Annotated in this window: 14 protein-coding genes; 10 read left to right on the top strand and 4 right to left on the bottom strand. The window is 62.7% G+C overall.

Going from position 1 to position 14219, the window contains the following annotated elements; translation table 11 throughout:
• Positions 1-12: 12 nt before the first annotated feature.
• Genes V5B60_RS03000 through V5B60_RS02985 form a run of 4 tightly spaced genes read left to right on the top strand, consistent with a single transcriptional unit; the run spans position 13 to position 5319 of the window.
• Positions 13-1509 (top strand): leucyl aminopeptidase, encoded by a 1497-nt coding sequence (locus V5B60_RS03000; protein WP_332345550.1) that lies wholly within the window; start codon positions 13-15, stop codon positions 1507-1509.
• Positions 1506-1931 (top strand): DNA polymerase III subunit chi, encoded by a 426-nt coding sequence (locus tag V5B60_RS02995; protein WP_332345549.1) that lies wholly within the window; start codon positions 1506-1508, stop codon positions 1929-1931. Before V5B60_RS03000 ends, V5B60_RS02995 begins: the two co-directional genes overlap by 4 nt.
• Positions 1931-2449, top strand: coding sequence for a hypothetical protein (locus V5B60_RS02990; RefSeq protein ID WP_332345548.1), 519 nt, complete (start codon positions 1931-1933; stop codon positions 2447-2449). The genes V5B60_RS02995 and V5B60_RS02990 overlap by 1 nt, the downstream gene beginning before the upstream one ends.
• 32 nt (positions 2450-2481) lie before the next feature.
• On the top strand, positions 2482-5319 hold the full coding sequence (locus V5B60_RS02985) for a valine--tRNA ligase (protein WP_332345547.1): 2838 nt from the start codon (positions 2482-2484) through the stop codon (positions 5317-5319).
• 189 nt (positions 5320-5508) lie between these two features.
• Here the strand turns inward: V5B60_RS02985 and pabB are convergent, their stop codons facing one another.
• The 3 genes from pabB to V5B60_RS02970 are packed head-to-tail and all read right to left on the bottom strand — an operon-like array spanning position 5509 to position 9066.
• On the bottom strand, positions 5509-7287 hold the full coding sequence (gene pabB, locus V5B60_RS02980; protein WP_332345546.1) for an aminodeoxychorismate synthase component I: 1779 nt from the start codon (positions 7285-7287) through the stop codon (positions 5509-5511).
• A gap of 54 nt (positions 7288-7341) precedes the next feature.
• Positions 7342-7569 carry a sulfurtransferase TusA family protein gene (locus V5B60_RS02975; RefSeq protein ID WP_332345545.1) on the bottom strand — a complete coding sequence of 76 codons (228 nt, stop codon included), beginning with the start codon at positions 7567-7569 and terminating at the stop codon, positions 7342-7344.
• A 27-nt stretch (positions 7570-7596) separates the two neighbouring features.
• Complete coding sequence (locus tag V5B60_RS02970) at positions 7597-9066, bottom strand: beta-barrel assembly-enhancing protease (RefSeq protein ID WP_332345544.1); 1470 nt, start codon at positions 9064-9066, stop codon at positions 7597-7599.
• Between the two features lie 143 nt (positions 9067-9209).
• Here V5B60_RS02970 and moaC point away from each other — a divergent pair, with 143 nt between their 5' ends.
• From moaC to soxZ, 3 genes are read left to right on the top strand one after another with little or no spacing between them, the layout of a single operon-like run.
• Positions 9210-9692 carry a cyclic pyranopterin monophosphate synthase MoaC gene (moaC, locus tag V5B60_RS02965; protein ID WP_332345543.1) on the top strand — a complete coding sequence of 161 codons (483 nt, stop codon included), beginning with the start codon at positions 9210-9212 and terminating at the stop codon, positions 9690-9692.
• 4 nt (positions 9693-9696) lie between these two features.
• Positions 9697-10194 (top strand): thiosulfate oxidation carrier protein SoxY, encoded by a 498-nt coding sequence (gene soxY, locus V5B60_RS02960; protein ID WP_332345542.1) that lies wholly within the window; start codon positions 9697-9699, stop codon positions 10192-10194.
• Between the two features lie 16 nt (positions 10195-10210).
• A complete protein-coding gene (gene soxZ / locus V5B60_RS02955) occupies positions 10211-10531 on the top strand; it encodes a thiosulfate oxidation carrier complex protein SoxZ (protein ID WP_332345541.1) in 321 nt (106 codons plus the stop codon).
• A gap of 74 nt (positions 10532-10605) precedes the next feature.
• On the opposite strand, the gene V5B60_RS02950 is transcribed toward soxZ, so the two are convergent.
• On the bottom strand, positions 10606-10809 hold the full coding sequence (locus V5B60_RS02950; protein WP_034935631.1) for a cold-shock protein: 204 nt from the start codon (positions 10807-10809) through the stop codon (positions 10606-10608).
• Between the two features lie 259 nt (positions 10810-11068).
• Between V5B60_RS02950 and clpS the strand changes: the two genes are divergently transcribed.
• The 3 genes from clpS to rraA all read left to right on the top strand — a co-directional run bounded on the left by clpS (position 11069) and on the right by rraA (position 14205).
• Positions 11069-11377: an ATP-dependent Clp protease adapter ClpS gene (gene clpS, locus V5B60_RS02945; RefSeq protein ID WP_034889699.1), complete on the top strand. Its 309-nt coding sequence runs from the start codon at positions 11069-11071 to the stop codon at positions 11375-11377.
• Positions 11378-13636, top strand: a complete 2259-nt coding sequence (gene clpA / locus V5B60_RS02940) for an ATP-dependent Clp protease ATP-binding subunit ClpA (protein ID WP_332345539.1) — start codon at positions 11378-11380, stop codon at positions 13634-13636.
• Positions 13637-13710: 74 nt separating this feature from the next.
• Entirely contained in the window at positions 13711-14205 is a 495-nt protein-coding gene (rraA, locus tag V5B60_RS02935; protein WP_332345538.1) for a ribonuclease E activity regulator RraA, read from the top strand.
• The last annotated feature ends 14 nt before the right edge of the window (positions 14206-14219 follow it).

The raw sequence follows: 14219 nt of genomic DNA, 5'->3' as shown, positions 1-14219 counted from the left end.
AGGAGGGGGTCGGTGGAATTTAGCATAAAAAGTGGCAGCCCGGAGAAGCAGCGCAGTGCCTGTGTGGTAATCGGCGTCTTCGAACCGCGGAAGCTGACGCTGACGGGCGAAGTCCTCGACAATGCGGCCCGGAACCATTTGTCGGACATCATTCGTCGCGGTGACATGGAGGGCAAGGCAGGTTCCACCTTGCTGCTGCACAACGTTCCCGGCACCCTGTGCGATCGGGTGTTGCTGGTTGGACTCGGAAAGGAGAAGGAGTTTGGTGACAAGGAGTTCGCTGATGCCATCCGTGTGGCGGTGCGCACGCTGAATGAAACGGGATCCTTCGACGGGACGGTCTTCCTGACCGACACTGCCGTCAGGAGACGCAGTACGGCGTGGCGTGTGCGACAGGCGGTGATCGTTGCGCACGAGGCGGTCTATCGCTTCGACCAGTTCAAGAGCAAGAAGGACAAGGTGCGCCGGCCGCTGCGCAAGCTGACCTTCGTCGTCGACCGGCGGAATGAACTTGCCGCCGCCGAGGCGGCCCTGATCCAGGGTCAGGCGATCGGCGAGGGCATCAACATGGCCAAGGATCTTGCCAATCTGCCAGCCAATGTGTGTACGCCCAGCCATCTCGCCGAAACGGCACAGAGGCTGGCGGTCGAGCACAAGCTCGACTGCCAGATAATTGACCGCGACGAGATGACCGCACTGGGCATGCATTCCCTGCTCGCAGTTGCCAGCGGTTCGCGCCAGCCAGCCAAGCTGATCGTCCTCCAGTACAAGGGAGGCAAGGGGGATGACAAGCCCCTGGCGCTGATCGGCAAGGGCATCACCTTCGACACGGGTGGCATCTCCCTCAAACCGGCGGCCGACATGGACGAGATGAAATACGACATGTGCGGCGCTGCCAGCGTGCTCGGTACCATGAAGGCAGTGGCCGCGATGAGACTGCCGCTCAACCTGACCGTGATCGTTCCGGCGGCGGAAAACATGCCGGGCGGGGGGGCGACGCGTCCGGGCGATATCGTTACCTCGATGTCCGGTCAGACCATCGAGATCCTCAACACCGATGCCGAGGGCCGGCTGATCCTGTGCGATGCACTGACCTATGCTGCGCGCTTCGACCCGGATATCGTGGTCGACGTCGCGACGCTGACCGGTGCCTGCGTGATCGCTCTCGGTCACGTCGCCACCGGTCTTTTCGCCAACAACGACACGCTCGCTCGCGAGCTGCTGCACGCCGGTGACGAGGCACACGATCGTGCTTGGCAGATGCCATTGTGGGGCGACTATCAGGAGCTGCTCAAGAGCCCGTTTGCCGACATGTCGAATGTCGGTGGCCGCTTCGCCGGCAGCATCACGGCTGCCTGCTTTCTCGCCCGTTTCGCGCGGAAGTACGTCTGGGCGCATCTTGACATCGCCGGTACGGCCTGGAAGTCGGGGAACGACAAGGGTGCGACGGGGCGACCGGTTTCGCTGCTCCTACACTATCTGCTCAAACGAGCCGGAAGACTTCATTGACCCGGATCTTCTTCTACCACAACACCGCCGATCGGGTGGCAACGGCCGCCAGCCTGATTGCCCGGGCGGTGGGCCAAAAGAAGAGCTTGCTGGTCTACGCGCCCGACACTGCGGTTGCCGCGGCCCTCGACCGTCACCTCTGGCTACATCCACCGACCGGCTTCGTGCCGCACGTCGCCAGCGATTCTCCGCTGGCTGGAGAAACACCGGTGGTGATTGCCGGCCGACTGGATGCCATCGATCGTGATGAGCGGCTGTTCAACTTGGCACCTGAGGTGCCGCCGGGTTTCTCGCGTTTCAATAGCCTGATCGAGATCGTCGGCCAGGATGACGAGGGGCGAATTGCCGGGCGCCAGCGCGCGCGGTTCTACCGCGATCGTGGCTATGACATTCAGTACTTCGATCAAGGGGGGAGAGTCTGATGGCGGACGACGGCGACCTGATCAGGCGTGCGGATTCGCTGATCGGATCCGATGCGGGTGCGACTGGCGCCGAACGTCACGGCAATCCCCGTCCCGGGCGGCGTCGGCGCAGCTTCGTCGCGTCGACCGCAGACCGGCCCGCCGTCGGAGGCGGCGCGATGGCTGGTGGCGAGGACGAGGATCTGCCGTTGCTCACTGAGGTCGTTCCTCCGGCAACGGGTGCTGTAGATGAAGTGCCGGCAGCAGTCGCTGCGGCCCTTCGCGCTCATCTTGCCGGTGACCTTTGCCACCAGCTCGAGCAGCGGCTGGCGAGCGAAACGCCGGCCCTCATCGCGTCGACCCTGGACAGCGCGGGCGTGCAACTGCGACGGGGGATCACTGCAGCCATAGTTGCCGTACTGGATGACTTCCTAGCGCAACGTGGCCAGCTGCCGCTGCCGGGGTTCGAGGAACGCTCGTCGCCGGCAACGGTCGGAACGCGGCGGGTGACAGCTGAGGCCATGGACGATCCGTTATAATGTGCTTCCCTCACCTCTCGTGATGCGCGCCCATGGAACTCGCCAAGAGCTTTGAACCGGCAGAGATCGAACGTCGCTGGTATCCTGTCTGGGAGGCACGGGGCTACTTCGGTGCGGGCTTGGACACGGGCAAAGGTAGCTCTTTCTGCATCCTGCTGCCACCGCCCAACGTCACCGGTACGCTGCACATGGGCCACGGCTTCAATCAGGCGATCATGGATGCGCTGACGCGCTACCACCGCATGCGGGGTGACAACACACTGTGGCAGCCGGGTACCGATCATGCAGGAATTGCGACGCAGATCGTCGTCGAGCGCCAACTCGACGCCGAAGGGGTCTCGCGCCATGATCTCGGGCGCGAGAAGTTCTTGCAGAGGGTATGGCAGTGGAAGGAGTTTTCGGGTAGCACCATCACCCGCCAGATGCGCCGCTTGGGCACCTCGCCCGACTGGAGCCGCGAACGTTTCACGATGGACGCCGGCCTGTCGCGAACGGTCACCGAGACCTTCGTCCGACTCTACCGGGAGGGTCTGATCTATCGCGGCAAGCGCTTGGTCAACTGGGACCCCGTCCTGCAGACCGCAGTTTCTGACCTGGAAGTGGTCCAGGAAGAGGAGCGCGGGCATCTTTGGCACATTCGTTACCCATTGGCTGACGGCAGCGCGTCGCTGGTTGTCGCGACGACCCGTCCTGAGACGATGCTCGGTGACACCGCGGTCATGGTTCACCCCGACGACGAGCGCTACCGCCACCTTTTGGGGAAGATGGTCCGCCTGCCACTGTGTGGGCGCGAAATCCCGATCATTGCCGATGCCTATGTCGATCTCGCCTTTGGCACCGGCTGTGTCAAGGTGACCCCGGCACACGATTTCAACGACTACGCGGTCGCTCAGCGTCACCGGCTACCGATGATCCCGATTCTGACGCTCGACGCGCGCGTGAGCGACAACGCTCCGGAACGCTATCGCGGTCTCGATCGCTTCGCCGCGCGCGAACTGGTCGTCAGTGATCTCGAGCAGCACGGCTTTCTGGACCAGGTCGAGCCGCATGCTCTCAAGGTTCCACGTGGAGATCGCACGGGTGTCGTCCTCGAGCCGATGCTCACCGACCAATGGTTCGTGGCGATGAGCAAGCTTGGTGCCGACGGCAGCAGCATCGCCGGCAAGGCCCTCGACTGCGTCGCTTCAGGCGAGATCCGCTTTTTTCCGGAGAACTGGGTCAACACCTACAACCAATGGTTGAACAACATTCAGGACTGGTGCATCTCGCGGCAACTCTGGTGGGGTCACCAGATTCCCGCCTGGTACAGCGAAGATGGGCGGGTCTTCGTCGCCCACGACGAGGACGAGGCGAGGGCGGAAGCGAACGCTGCCGGCTGCCAGGGTCCGCTGGTGCGTGACCCGGATGTCCTCGACACTTGGTATTCGTCGGCGCTGTGGCCGTTTTCGACGCTCGACTGGACGCCGCGATGGCCGGTGGAGAGCAACCCCGCACTGGACCTCCACCTGCCGTCGACGGTGCTCGTCACGGGGTTCGACATCATCTTCTTCTGGGTTGCGCGGATGGTCATGATGACTCGGCACATCACCGGCCGCATCCCGTTCAGGCATGTCTATGTCCACGGCCTCATCAGGGACGCCGAAGGGCAGAAGATGAGCAAGTCAAAGGGCAACGTGCTCGACCCGATCGATCTCATCGACGGCATCGGTCTCGATGCGCTGATCGAGAAGCGTACCAGCGGGCTGATGAACCCGAAGCAGGCCGAGCAGATCGAGAAGCGAACGCGCAAGGAGTATCCGCACGGGATTGCGGCCTTTGGTACCGATGCCCTGCGCTTCACCTTCCTCTCGCTCGCCAGTCCGGGACGTGACATCAAGTTCGATCTCGGCCGCTGCGAGGGCTACCGCAATTTCTGCAACAAGCTGTGGAACGCGAGCCGTTTTGTCCTGATGCACACTGCCGGGCACGATCTGGGCCTCGATGACTGCACGCCCGGCGGTTGCACAACCCGACTTGCCTTCTCCTTTGCAGACCGCTGGATCGTCAGCAGGCTGCAGCGTGCCGAGGCCGAACTGGCGCAGCATTTCGCCGACTACCGTTTTGATCTGCTGGCGCGGTCGCTTTACGAATTCGTCTGGGACGAGTTCTGTGACTGGTACGTCGAACTGTCGAAGGTTCAGCTGCAGCACGGGAGCGAAGCAGAGGTGCGGGGGACGCGTCGGACGTTGGCCCGCGTGCTGGAGGCAGTTCTTCGCCTGGCACATCCGCTGCTGCCGTTCATCACTGAAGAACTTTGGCAGGCGGTGGCCCCGCTTGCGGGTCGCAAGACGCATGACTCGGTGATGCTGGCAGCCTATCCGCAGGCGCAGCCGGAGAAGATCGATGCGCAGAGCGAAGCCAGCGTGCAGGAGTTGAAGTCACTGGCATACGCCTGTCGCAATCTGCGCGGCGAAATGAAACTGTCGCCGGCAGTGCGGGTGCCTTTGGTCGCTTGCGGCAAGGCGAGCGTATTGGCCGATTTCGCTCCCTATCTGAAGGCGCTTTGCAAGCTCTCCGAGATGCAGATCGTTCCCCAGATGCCGGGCAGCGCCAATGCGCCGATTGCCGTCGTCGGTGAGACCAGACTCATGCTGCAGGTCGAGATCGATGTCGGCGTAGAGTGTGAAAGGCTCGACAAGGAGATCGCCCGGCTCAGCGGTGAGATTGGCAAGGCGAGAGCCAAGCTGGCCAATGCGAGCTTCGTGGCGCGTGCACCGGCTGTGGTGGTCGAACAGGAGAGACAGCGTTTAGACGCTTTCATCGCGACCCTCGCCGAACTCGAGCCGCAGCGTGCGCGCCTTGACGGAGGCCGGAGGCCGGCCGGCCACTGACGAAGCTCGACCGCCGCCGCTCCGCGGCGGCGGTCGAGCGGTCGTGAAGAAATCGTCTCGCGCAGGCCGCGATGCAAGGCGCGATGGGGGCGAATGACTAGGCGTATCAAGTGCATGGGCGCAGAGTGAACGACTGCGCAACGCAGCACATCGGTTGCGCAGTAGGCTCCTTCATGCGCTCTAGGCCGTTCAGCCGGCCAGGGTCACGGCGACCAAGCCACGCAGGGCGTTGCCGAGGTAGAGGCCAGAGGCCCGCTGCAGGTCAGTCCGCCGGAGGATCCTTTCGACCGCACGTCCTGACTCGAGCAACTGTCGCCGCAGGACTCCCGGCAACAGACCGCAGGACGGCGGGGGGGTCAGGAGCAGTCCGCCGTGCGCGACGAACACGTTGCTGCGCGCGCCTTCGCAGACCTCGCCGCGTTCGTTGCAGAAGATCGCATCGAACACCGTGGGTCGATCGGCCAGTGCCGCCAGCGCGCGATCGTATCGACACCGCGCCGTGGTCTTGTGTCGCAGGAGGTAGTCATCGGCGGACACGGCGTCGCTGGCGAACACCGCCGTACGTTCAGCCGCTGCGTCGTCTGTCAGCGGCGACACGTCGGTGACATGGCTCCCATCGTGGCGGAGCAGCAGGCGAACCCGGAAGACACCTTCCGGATGGCTGGTGGCGGCAGCGGCGAGCGCGGCCGACAGGCGGGGTAGCTCACAGGTGAAGCCAAGGCTGGCGGACGACGCCTGCAGGCGCTCGAGATGCAAACGCAGCAGGGGATAGCGGCCGGCTTCGAGGCGCAGCGTTTCGAAGAGTTCGAATCCGGGGTCGGAGTCGACCAGAAAACGCGCTTTCAGCAGGCACTCGGCGTATTCACTCGCCGCAACGGCATCGGCGACGATGCCGCTGCCGACGCCCATCCGCGCGTACCCGTGCGGGTCGAGTTCGAGGGTGCGGATGGCCACGTTGAAGCGGCAGTCGCCGCCCGGGGCCAGCCAGCCCAGAGCGCCAGTGTATAGCCCGCGCGGTTCCTGCTCTAGTTCGGCGATGCGTTGCATGGCGCGGATCTTCGGTGCGCCAGTGATCGAGCCGCACGGAAACAGTGCGCGGAACAGGTCGACAAGGTTTACGCCTGGCAGCTCAGCGGACACCGTGGATACCATCTGCCACAGTGTCGGGTAGGCCTCAGTCTCGCAGAGGGCACGCACGTGGATCTTTCCGGGTTGGGCCAGCCGTCCGAGATCGTTGCGGAGCAAGTCGACGATCATTATGTTTTCCGCGCGCTCCTTGGGCGAAGAGACGAGAGCTGCACGCCGCGCCTCATCCTCTGCCGCCGTTGTGCCGCGAGCTGCAGTGCCTTTCATCGGCCGCGTCAGCACTTGGTCCGCTTGGCGCTGGAAGAACAGCTCGGGAGAAAACGAAAGGATTCTCTCGCCGGCGATTTCCAAGTAGCCGCCATAGCGTACAGGTTGTCTTGCCCGCAAGCGTCGATACAGAGCCAGCGGGTCGCCATAGACACGACAGCGCATGGGGAACGTGAGGTTTATCTGATAGCAGTCGCCAGCAGCGATCCAGTCGCGGATCTGCCTCACCTGGTCTGCGTACCGTGAAGTCGAGACGCTTGGCAGCAGATCGGCGATGCCCGTCGCTCTCTGCGCTTCAGGGAGGACGGCCACGCGGGCGGACAGGAAATCGCTGACTGCCTGCGCGTCGAGCCATTCGCCACTCTGGAACACCCAGGCGCGGATGACTGCTCCCACTCCAGGTATCGCCGTTGCGGCGGCCTCAAAGGAGGTCGCGAGTGCGTAATCGGCGGCCATCGCAACCCACCGCCCGGCCGCGAGTTCACCCTCGATCGCCACGAAAAGAGGTGTGGGATCGCGCCTTGCGGCGAGCCGGAAAATACGGCAGCAGCCGCCAAGCAGCAGCGCATCGCCGCGATCACCATCGAACAGCGCGAAGTCGCTGCTGCCCGACATCAAGCTGCGGGCGCCTGAGCCCTCACGCGCCACGCGTTGTGATGGCTGGGCGTGTCACTTGCGCCGGATAAAGAACTCGAAGGACTTGCCGGTCTCGGAACGCGACAGCAGCTCGTTGCCCGTTTGTCTGGCGAAGGCCTCGAAATCCTTGACGGCGCCGGGGTCCGTCGCCAATACATGCAGCACCTCACCTGCCGACATTTCGGCAAGCGCTTTCTTGGTCCGCAGGATGGGCAAGGGGCAGTTGAGGCCCTTGACATCTAACTCTCGATCGAAATGCATGCTGTGATCCGCAAGAAAGCCAAGTCGCTATTGTAAGCTCTGGAAACCGCTTCTTCTCTGCTTCGCTTCCTCAGCCTGCAGTCGGCGCAGTTCGCGCAAGCGTGCGTCCACTGCTGACTGCTCGAAGAAACTCCCGTCGGCCGCCTGTTGCGCAAACTGCAGTTGTTCGACGGCGGGTCCGAGTTGTCCCTGCAGAAAATAGAACTCGGCTTGCGCGCGATGCTGCTGCAGGCGCTTGCCGGTTGCCGAAAAGGTCCTGGCCAACAAGCCGTACAGTTTGTAGTCCGACGAACGAAGCTGCAACTGCGCATCGAGGAAGATGCGAGCCTGCTGGTACTCCTTCGCAGCGAGGAGCGCGTCAGCGTAACCGTAGGCCAAGGCCATGGACTGCGGATAGCGCTGCAGGCCCTCACGATAGATCGCCGCTGCGCCGACCGGGTCGCTGTCGGCGATCCTGATCGCCGCTGCCAGCCCGGCAAGCAGCGGCGACGAGGGTTTCAGCGCGGCCAGTGCGTCGTACTCGCGCTGTGCTCCGGCGGTGTCCTTTGCTCGCAGCAGCGAGTAGCTCAGCCCGTAACGGACTGCCACCTCTGACGCATACTTCTTCTCCCGAAGTTGTCTGGCGAACTCACTGATTCCCTCCTGCGGTGTGCTCGCCTGGGCTCGCAACTTGGCCCGAACGAGCTGGAAGTCGAGACTGTCGGCCACTTGGCGATAGGGGGCGCTCTGCGCCCGGTTCTGCATGTCCGACATTCGCTCGACGGTCAGCGGGTGTGATCGCAGGTAGACAGGGGCGCTGTTTTCATAGACCTTGCCCGCCTGTTGCAGGCGGCCAAAGAAATCCGCCATCCCGCGTACGTCGAAGCCGGCCTGCCCCAATGTCTGAAAACCGACGCGATCGGCCTCACGTTCGAAATCGCGGCTGTAGGCGAGCTGCGCCTGTATCGACCCGGCTTGTGCCGAAGCGATGGCGGCGTGTGCCACTTGCGAGTTTGAGCGAGCGGCGAGCACGCCGACGGCCATGGCGATCATGGTGGCGACCGAGCTCTGCTTCTCGCGCATGATCTGTCGCGCCAAGTGTGCCTGCAGCACGTGCGAGATTTCGTGCGCCAGGACGGCCGCCAGTTCGGACTCCGACTGCGCCGTCAGCAGGGTGCCGGTGTTTACGCCGATGAAACCACCGAACATGGCAAAGGCATTGACGGTGTTGTCGCGGACAAGAAAGAAGTGGCAGTCGGCCGTGGGGTCCGCGCTGGCTGCGAGCAGCCGAGCTCCCAAGCGGTTGAGGTAATCCGACAACTCGGGATCGTCGACATAGCTTGGCTCGCGCAGGCGGATCTCGTTCAGAATCCGCTCGCCAATCTTACGTTCCAGTTGTGGCGACAGCTCGGCACGGGCGGCCTCACCCAAGTCTGGCAGTTCGTCCGTGGTCAAGGCTGCCGAGGACGTCATGGCGGTTGCCAAGGACACCACGGCGACGAAACGCAGCAGAGGCATCAAACGGGTTTTCCAGTCTTCTTGCGGAGGCGATGGGTGGTATGATACCGGAGCGGAAGCCGAGAAAGTGTGACTGAGCGTTACAGAGTCTGTCTGTGGTACGGCCCGCTTGTACCGCCTGTCGCAAGAGATTCTTTTCGGCGATGCCTACGAGCCCTTTCTCCCATTTTGATCGGCATGGTCAGGCGCAGATGGTCGACGTTACGGCGAAGGCGGAGACGCTCCGGCACGCGACTGCCACTGGCTTCATCTCGATGCGCCCGGAGACCCTGTCGCTCATCGTTCAAGGTTCGGCTAGCAAAGGCGACGTGCTGGCTGTTGCCCGGATCGCGGCGATACAGGGTGCCAAGCGCACGTCGGACCTCATCCCGCTCTGCCACCCGATTCCCGTGACCCGAATCACGGTCGAGTTCGAGATCGATGGCCGGAACAGCCGCGTCGCCTGCAAGGCGCGTGTCGAGACTTTCGGTCGCACCGGTGTCGAAATGGAGGCTCTGGCGGCGGTCAGCATCGGTTTGCTGACGATCTACGACATGTGCAAGGCCGCCGATCGCGGCATGCGCCTGGAAGGTGTTCGCCTGCTCGAGAAGGGCGGCGGTCGCTCCGGGCACTGGCAGGGTGACTGAGGCCATGCTGCCGGCAGAAGCGGGTGACGTGGACCGCCTGCGTCGTCTGCTGCTCAAGGCAGCCACCGCAGGCGCCAGTGCTGGCGTCGTGGTGGCTGGCGATCTGCTGCAGCCCACTGCGGTTCTGGCTGCCGACGGGAACCGTGCGGCCTTTACCGCCACCGGTCTGTCCGAAGCGATTCGAGCGGCTGGCGCAGGCGGTTCCATCGCCAGCGGCGGGATCGTCATCAAGACGGTCGACATCGCCGACAATGGTGCTCAGGTACCAGTCGAGGTGATCAGCAACATACCGGATAGCCAGAGCATCAGCATCTTCATCGAGAAGAACCCCATGCCGCTGGCGGCCAGCCTGACATTCGCCGGGGGCGCGCAGGCGCGCGTCCGGCTGCAAGTCAAAATGGCCGAGTCATCTAGCGTACGCGTTGTCGTCAGGGCGGCTGACGGAAAGAACTACCATGCGAGCCGTGAAGTCAAGGTGACGCTTGGCGGGTGTGGCGCCTGAAGGAGACGAGTCTGGGATGGGTGAAGCAATCCGGATTCGCGCCAGCCTGCAGGGCGAAGTGACCGAGATCCGCGTCCTCATGCCGCATCCGATGGAGACGGGTCAGCGCAAGGACGCCGGCAGCGGACAGTTGATTCCCGCGCACTTCATACAGAGCTTCTCGGTCACGGCAAACGGCGCGCTCCTCGTCGGCGGCCAACTGAACACGGCGATCGCGCGCAATCCCCTGTTCTCCTTCTACGCTCGCGGACTGAAGGCGGGCGACCGGATTGCGGTCGAGTGGACCGATAGCAGGGGAGACCGGCGTCGCGACGAAGCCATCATCACTGCCCCATAGGCAGCGACCCGTCGCACCAAACGCTGAGAAAAAAAACCCGCCGGAGGCGGGTACTTGGTGCGTCCCCGAAAGTATCAGGTGCGCGCGATGTTCGATGCTTGCTTGCCCTTCGGGCCCTGCGTCACGTCGAAGGAAACCTTTTCGCCCTCTTTGAGGGTCTTGAATCCGCCCATGCTGATCGCGGAGAAATGGGCGAAGAGATCCTCGCTGCCATCGTCCGGGGTGATGAAGCCGAAACCCTTGGCGTCATTGAACCACTTCACTGTACCAGTTGCCATATTGCCACTTCCTTCAAAAAAGACTGAATCCGGGCATTGCCCGACTTGCATGCCTCCAAATCAACAACCGCCGACAAGGTATGTCACACAGCTGGAACGACCTCGCTGCGCAATGAATCCGGAGCATGCCGGCTTTTTACGCTAAAGCAGGCCGGGGCGTCAAGCTTTTTTGCTTGCCAGCGTGCGCAAGTGGCCCGCGACTTGCCGAAAGCGACCGCGGGTGGTATTGCGTATCCGTATGGACTGTTAGAATTCTGCCATGGCAACAAAGCATCAGGACGGATCACTCCTCGAAACCAAGCGTACGCAGCTAGCGCCACCGCCACTGTACAAGGTACTGCTGCTGAACGATGATTTCACGCCGATGGACTTCGTCATCGTCGTCCTGCAGAGGTTCTTTGCAATGGATCGTGAACAGGCAACGCGGATCATGCTCAAAGTGCACACGGAAGGCAGAGGTGTCTGTGGAGTTTACCCGCGCGACGTCGCTGCCACCAAGGTAGAACAAGTTACAGGTTTCGCACGCAGCAACCAGCACCCGCTGGCGTGTGTCATGGAGGAAAATTGAATGATTGCGCAGGAACTTGAAGTGAGTTTGCACATGGCGTTTGTCGAAGCGAGGCAGAAGCGCCATGAGTTCATCACCGTCGAGCACCTGCTACTGGCGCTGCTCGACAACCCGTCTGCAGCCGAAGCTCTGCGGGCTTGCGGGGCGAACATCGAGCAATTGCGCAAGGATCTGACCCGCTTCATCGGCGAGCACACGCCAACGGTATCCGGTGAGGACGAGATCGACACGCAGCCGACACTGGGGTTCCAGCGCGTCATCCAGCGCGCCATCCTGCATGTCCAATCCTCCGGGCGGAAGGAAGTGAACGGGGCGAACGTCCTCGTCGCGATCTTCGGCGAGAAGGATTCGCACGCGGTCTACTATCTGCAGAAGCAGGGCGTCACGCGCCTGGACGTGGTCAACTTCATCTCGCATGGGATCAGCAAGGTACCGCAGAACGCGCCGCGAAGCGAACCCGAACCCGAGCCGGAAGCCGACCAGCAGGCGGCAGCCGGACCCCTTGACAGCTACACGATCAACCTCAACGCACTCGCCTTGCAGGGCAAGATCGATCCCCTGATCGGCCGTGACACCGAGCTTGAAAGAGTGATTCAGACGCTGTGCCGGCGGCGGAAGAACAACCCCTTGCTGGTCGGGGAAGCGGGCGTCGGCAAGACAGCCATTGCCGAAGGACTGGCACGACGGATCGTCGAGAGCGACATCCCGGAGATCCTGGCGAAGGCCAACGTCTACTGTCTCGACATGGGTTCCCTTCTGGCGGGCACCAAGTACCGTGGTGATTTCGAGCAGCGTCTGAAGGGGGTGCTCAAGCAACTGAGCGAGAACCCGCAGGCAATCCTGTTCATCGACGAGATCCACACCCTGATCGGTGCCGGTTCGGCTTCCGGCGGCACCCTCGATGCTTCGAACCTGCTCAAGCCGGCGCTTTCCACCGGGCAACTGAAGTGCATCGGTGCGACAACCTACAACGAGTATCGTGGCATCTTCGAGAAGGATCATGCGCTGTCGCGACGGTTTCAGAAGATCGATGTCAATGAGCCCTCGAGCGCCGAGGCGGTGGAGATCCTCAAGGGCCTCAAGTCCCGTTTCGAAGCCCACCATGGCATCAAGTACTCGGCTGCCGCGCTGACGTCGGCCGTGGAACTGTCGGTGCGCTTCATCACCGACCGGCACCTGCCGGACAAGGCGATCGATGTCATCGACGAAGCCGGTGCTGCGCAAAGGATTCTGCCGAAATCGAAGCAGAAGAGGCTGATCGGCAAGATCGACATCGAGGAGATCGTTGCCAAAATTGCCCGTATCCCGTCGACGCACGTCTCGTCCGATGACCGCAACAACCTGCGCAACCTCGACCGCGACCTGAAGGCGGTGGTGTTTGGCCAGGATGCCGCCATCGACGCACTTGCCAGGGCGATCAAGATGGCCCGATCGGGTTTGGGCAATCCGACGCGACCGATCGGCAGCTTCCTCTTTTCCGGTCCCACCGGTGTGGGCAAGACCGAGGTCGCCAAGCAATTGGCCTACTGCCTCGGCAATGAGCTGGTGCGCTTCGACATGTCCGAGTACATGGAACGGCACGCGGTTTCCCGCCTGATCGGGGCGCCGCCCGGCTACGTCGGCTTCGACCAGGGTGGCCTGTTGACCGAGGCCATCACCAAGAAGCCATACAGCGTGCTGCTGCTCGACGAGATCGAAAAGGCACACCCGGACATCTACAACATCCTGCTGCAGGTCATGGACCATGGCACGCTGACCGACAACAATGGCCGCAAGGCGGACTTCCGCAACGTGGTGATCATCATGACCACCAACGCGGGACAGGAGGCAATCCAGAAGGCGACGATGGGCTTCACACCGTCGCGGCAGGCCGGTGACGAAATGGCCGAGATCAGGCGCATCTTCACACCCGAGTTCCGCAACCGGCTCGATGCAACCATCTCGTTCCGGGCTCTCGACCACGAGATCATCCTGCGCGTGGTCGACAAGTTCCTGATGCAGCTCGAAGCTCAGTTGCATGACAAGAAGGTCGAGGTGGTGTTCACCAGTGCCCTGAAGGAGCATCTCGCAGCGAAGGGCTTCGATCCTCTGATGGGTGCCAGGCCGATGGCGCGACTGATACAGGACACGATCCGCGCCTCGCTGGCTGACGAACTGCTGTTTGGCCGGCTGGCGCATGGTGGCCACGTCACGGTCGACCTCGACGACGACGAGAAGGTGAAACTGGTCTTCGAGGAAGAGCCCGAGGTCGTTGCCTGAATGTTCCACTACCGACGGTCACACGGTAGGGTGTGTGCAGTTTCTCGCGTCCCGTAAGGGCGAAAGGCAACCATATGAGCATCAGCACTCCCGACCTGCTCGACAGACACGAGGCCCTGACGGTAGCTGGTGCCGTGCGCGTCGTTTCGCCGGTCTTCCAGCGTTATGGGGGGCGCTCCAGCTTCTGCGGGCGCATCGTCACGCTTAAAGTGTTCGAGGACAACTCTCTGGTCCGTGAAGTGCTTGCCGAAGGCGGCCACGACAAGGTGCTGGTGATCGACGGTGGCGGCTCTCTGCGCTGTGCACTGGTTGGCGACCAATTGGCGATCTTGGCGCAGCGCAATGGCTGGCAGGGAATCGTGGTGTACGGTTGTATTCGGGACTCGGAGCCGATCGCTCGCATCGATCTCGGCCTGCGTGCCCTCAATACGCATCCACTCAAGAGCATCAAGAAGGGCGTTGGCGAACGTGATCTGGCGGTCACCTTTGCCGGTGTGACGTTCCGGCCCGGCGAGTGGATCTACGTCGATGCTGACGGGATCGTCGTCAGTGATCAGTCTCTGGACTGAAGCGGAGGGTAACG

The organism is Accumulibacter sp. (assembly GCF_036625195.1).
In the GTDB taxonomy this organism is placed as follows: Bacteria; Pseudomonadota; Gammaproteobacteria; order Burkholderiales; family Rhodocyclaceae; genus Accumulibacter.
This window is presented reverse-complemented; position numbering and strand designations above follow the sequence as displayed.